Annotated in this window: 1 protein-coding gene; it reads left to right on the forward strand. The window is 75.1% G+C overall.

Features of this window, described 5'->3' with window-relative positions; all coding sequences use genetic code 11:
• The coding region (locus tag WA788_RS34960) for a type I polyketide synthase (protein ID WP_335984409.1) at positions 1-4955 on the forward strand (4955 nt) is incomplete at both ends.

Below are 4955 nucleotides of genomic sequence, written 5' to 3' on the forward strand. Positions count from 1 at the left end.
CCACCGCCGACGTGTCGGCCGCCGGTCTCGGCGCTCCCGGGCACGGCCTCCTCGGCGCGTCGGTCGCCCTCGCGGGCGGCGGCGGCACCGTACTGACCGGCCGGCTCGCGCTGGCCACCCACCCCTGGCTCGCCGACCACGCGGTCCGCGGCATCGTCCTGGTGCCCGGCACCGGCCTGGTCGAACTCGCCGTACGCGCGGGCGACGAGGTCGGCTGCGGCCGGGTGGAGGAACTCACGCTCCAGGCGCCGCTGGTGCTGCCCGCCACCGGCGCGGTCCAGGTCCAGGTCGTCGTCGGCACCCCGGACGGCGCGGGCCGCCGGGCCCTGGACATCTACTCCCGGCCCGAGGAGTCCGGCGCCGAGGACACCTGGACGCTGCACGGCACCGGAACACTCGCCCCGGCCGACCCGCTCGCCCTGGCGGGCACCCCGGCCACCCCTCCGACCGGCACCCGGGCCGATCTCACCGCCTGGCCCCCGCACGACGCCGAGCCCGTCGACACCACCGGCTTCTACGCCGCCATGGCCGAGCGCGGCTACGAGTACGGCCCCGCCTTCCAGGGCCTGCGCGGTGTCTGGCGGCGCGGCGACGAGGTGTTCGCCGAGGTCGTCCTGCCCGCGGAGGCGGCCGACACCGTCGACGGGTTCGGCCTGCACCCGGCGCTGCTCGACGCCGGCCTCCAGTCCGGCCTGCTCACCCTCTTCGCGCCCGCCGCCGGCCACACCTCCGGCAACCGGCTGCCGTTCTCCTGGCGCGGTGTGACCCTGCACGCGGTCGGCGCGACCGCCCTGCGCGTCCGGATGGCCCCCGTCGCCGGCGACCCGACGACGGTCACGCTCGATGTCGCCGACGCCTCCGGCGGCCCGGTGGCGTCCGTCGAGGTGCTGGCGACCCGCGAGGTGTCCGAGGAGCAGTTGGCGGCGGCGTCGGCGGGGGGCGATGACGCGCTGTTCGCGGTGGAGTGGGTGCCGGTGACGGGCGGGGCCGAGGCGGCTCCCCCGGTCGCGGTACTCGGTGCCGAGGGGGCATACGCCGACGTAGACGCGCTGCTGGCGTCCGGCGATGACATACCCGGGACCGTGGTGTGGGAGTGCGGCCCGGCCGACGAGGGCGCCGTACCGGAGGCCGTACGGTCGCGGCTGGCCGAGGTGCTGGGCGTGGTGCGGCGGTGGGCGGCCGAGGAGCGGCTCGCCGAATCGCGGTTGGTGGTGGTGACCCGGGGAGCCGTGTCCGTGTCCGCCGGTGAGCCGGTGGAGGTGGCGCTCGCTCCGGTGTGGGGCCTGGTACGGGTGGCGCAGGCGGAGTACCCGGGCCGGTTCGTGCTCGCCGACCTCCCCGCCGACGCGGGAGTTGCCGCGCTCGCGCCCGGACTGGCCTCCGGTGATGCCCAGTTGGCGCTACGAGACGGCGTGGCGCGCACACCGCGCCTGACCCGCGCACAGCTCCAGCACGCCGCCGAAGCGGCCACCGCCGCGCCCGTCTTCGGGGACGGCCCGGTGCTCGTGACCGGCGCATCCGGCGTACTGGGCACCGCGGTTGCCCGGCACCTGGTGTGCGCGCACGGCGTGCGCCACCTGCTGCTGCTCTCCCGTCGTGGCCCCGCGGCCGACGGCATCGCCGGGCTGAGCAGCGAACTGACCGCCCAGGGCGCCGTCGTGGAGGTGCTGGCCTGCGACGCGGCCGACCGGGACGCGCTGGCCGAGGTCCTACGGGATCGCCACCTCACCGGCGTGGTGCACGCGGCAGGCGTACTCGACGACGGCGTACTGGACGCACTCGACGACGCGCGCTTCGACACGGTGCTGCGCCCGAAGGTGGACGCGGCCTGGCACCTGCACGAACTGACCCGGGACATGGACCTGTCGGCGTTCCTCCTGTTCTCCGCCGGCGCCGGCACCTTCGGCACCGCCGGACAGGCCAACTACGCCGCGGCCAACGTCTTCCTCGACGCCCTCGCCCAGGCCCGGCAGGCCGAGGGGCTGCCCGGCCTGTCGCTGGCGTGGGGCCTGTGGGCCGAGACCAGCGCCATGACCGGCGGGCTCGGCGAGGCCGGCCGCAACCGGCTCGCCCGGCTCGGCGTCACCGCCCTGGAGACCGGCCAGGGCCTCGCCCTCCTCGACGCGGCCGCCCGCACCGGCGACCCGTACCTGCTCCCCCTGCGGCTGGACCTGGCGGCCCTGCGCCGCCGGGCGGCGACCTCCCCGGTACCGGCGCTGCTCAGCACCCTGGTGCCGCAGGGCGTACGGCGCCAGGCGGCCGCCGCGGGCACCCCGGCGACCGGCGGCGACCTCGCCGGACAACTCGCCGCACTGCCCGCCGACCGACGCGAGGAGTACCTGCTCGACATCGTCCGCGGCGAGGTCGCCGCCGTCCTCGGACACGCCTCCGCCGACGCCGTCGAAGCCGAACGCGCCTTCAAGGACCTCGGGTTCGACTCTCTCACCGCCGTCGAGCTGCGCAACCGGCTCGGCGCCGCCACCGGGCTGCGGCTGCCCGCCACCCTCGTCTTCGACCACCCCAACGCCGCCGCCGTCGTCCGCCTGCTGCGCACCGAACTCGTCGGCACCGGACCCGGCGCCGCACCGGCCGCCCGCCCGGCCACCCCGGCCGGCGCCGCCGAACCCATGGCGATCATCGGCATGAGCTGCCGCTTCCCCGGCGACGTGGTCTCCCCGGAGGACCTGTGGCAGCTCGTCGCCGAGGGCCGCGACGCGATCGACGTCATGCCCGGCGACCGCGGCTGGGACATCGATGCCCTCTACGACCCGACCCCGGGCGTACCCGGCCGGATCTACTCCCGCGAGGGCGGCCTGCTGCGCGGCGCCGCCGACTTCGACCCCGCGTTCTTCGGCATCTCGCCCCGCGAGGCGCTGGCCATGGACCCGCAGCAGCGCCTGCTGCTGGAGACGTCGTGGGAGGCGTTCGAACGCGCCGGCATCGACCCGGCCACCCTGCGCGGCAGCAGCACCGGCGTCTTCGCGGGCGTCATGTACCACGACTACGGCGCCCGGCTCGGCGCCGGCACCGTGCCCGAGGACGTCGAGGGGTACGTCGGCAACGGCAGCGCGGGCAGCATCGCCACCGGCCGCATCGCCTACACCTTCGGGCTCGAGGGCCCGGCCGTGACCGTGGACACCGCCTGCTCCTCCTCCCTGGTCGCGCTGCACCTGGCCATGCAGGCCATCCGGCAGGGCGAGTGCTCGCTCGCCCTGGTCGGCGGCGTCACCGTCATGTCGTCCGTCGAGATGTTCCTGGAGTTCAGCCGCCAGCGCGCCGTCTCGCCCGACGGCCGCTGCAAGGCGTTCGGCGCCGGCGCGGACGGCGCCGGCTTCAGCGAGGGCGCGGGCATGCTGCTGGTCGAGCGGCTGTCGGACGCCCAGCGGCTCGGCCACCCCGTCCTGGCCGTGGTCCGCGGCAGCGCCGTCAACCAGGACGGCGCGTCGAACGGCCTCACCGCCCCCAACGGCCCCGCCCAGCAGCGCGTCATCCGCCAGGCGCTGGCCGCGGCCGGCCTGGAGCCCGCGCAGATCGACACGGTGGAGGCCCACGGCACGGGCACCTCCCTCGGCGACCCCATCGAGGCCCAGGCCCTGCTGGCGACGTACGGCCAGGGGCGTGATGCCGAACGGCCGTTGTGGCTGGGGTCGTTGAAGTCGAACATCGGGCATGCGCAGGCGGCGGCCGGTGTCGGCGGGGTCATCAAGATGGTGATGGCGTTGCGGGCTGGTGTGCTGCCGCGGACGTTGCATGTGGAGGAGCCCTCCCCGCACATCGACTGGTCGGCGGGCGACGTGCGGCTGTTGACCGAGGAGCGTGCGTGGCCCGAGACGGGGCAGCCGCGCCGCGCGGGCGTCTCGTCCTTCGGCGCCAGCGGCACCAACGCCCACCTCATCCTGGAGCAGGCCCCGGCCACGGAACCCGAGCCCGCCGCGGACGACGACCCCGCGGCACCCCCGCTTCCGGTCGTCGCCTGGGTGATCAGCGCCAAGACCGAAGCCGCGCTGCGTGGGCAGGCGGAGCGGCTGCGGTCGTATGTTGCCGGGCGGCCCGGACTGCGGCCGGTGGATGTGGCGTGGTCGTTGGCGACGACGCGGGGTGCATTGGAGCATCGTGCGGTGGTGGTGGGCGCGGATCTGGGGGAACTGGCGGACGGTCTGGACGTGTTGGCGCAGTCCGGTGTGGCGGTGGGCGGGCGCACCGCGTTCTTGTTCACGGGGCAGGGTGCGCAGCGGCTTGGGATGGGCCGGGAGTTGTATGACGTGTTTCCGGTGTTCCGGGGGGCGTTGGACGAGGTGTGTGCGGAGTTGGACGTGGTGATGGCGCGTCCGGTGCGTGAGGTGATGTGGGGTGAGGATGCGGAGGTGTTGGCGCGTACGGAGTTCACGCAACCGGCGCTGTTCGCCGTCGAGGTGGCGTTGTTCCGGCTCCTAGCGTCCTGGGGGATACAGCCGGACGCGGTGGCGGGGCACTCGATCGGTGAGATCGCGGCGGCGTATGTGACGGGTGTGTTGTCGTTGCGGGACGCGTGTGTGCTGGTGGCGGCGCGGGGGCGGTTGATGCAGGAGCTTCCGGCGGGTGGGGCGATGGTGGCGGTCGAGGCGACCGAGGTGGAGGTGTGTGAGCTGCTGGAAGGCGTGGCGGACACCGTGGGTGTGGCGGCGGTCAACGGGCCGCAGTCCGTGGTGATCTCGGGTGCGGAGGCCGACGTCGAGCGGGTGGCGGAGGAACTGGCCGGTCGCGGGCGTCGGGTGAAGCGGCTCGCGGTGAGCCACGCGTTCCACTCGCCGTTGATGGAGCCGATGCTGGCGGAGTTCCGTACGGTCGTGGCGGGCCTGGACTTCCAGGAGCCCTCCGTGCCGTTCGTGTCGACCGTCACCGGCAGCGCCGATGCGGAGCAGTTGCGGACGGCCGACTACTGGGTCGAGCACGTTCGTGCGGCGGTCCGTTTCGCC

Origin of the sequence: Streptomyces sp. CA2R106 (assembly GCF_037034245.1) — a bacterium.
Lineage (GTDB): Bacteria > Actinomycetota > Actinomycetes > Streptomycetales > Streptomycetaceae > Actinacidiphila.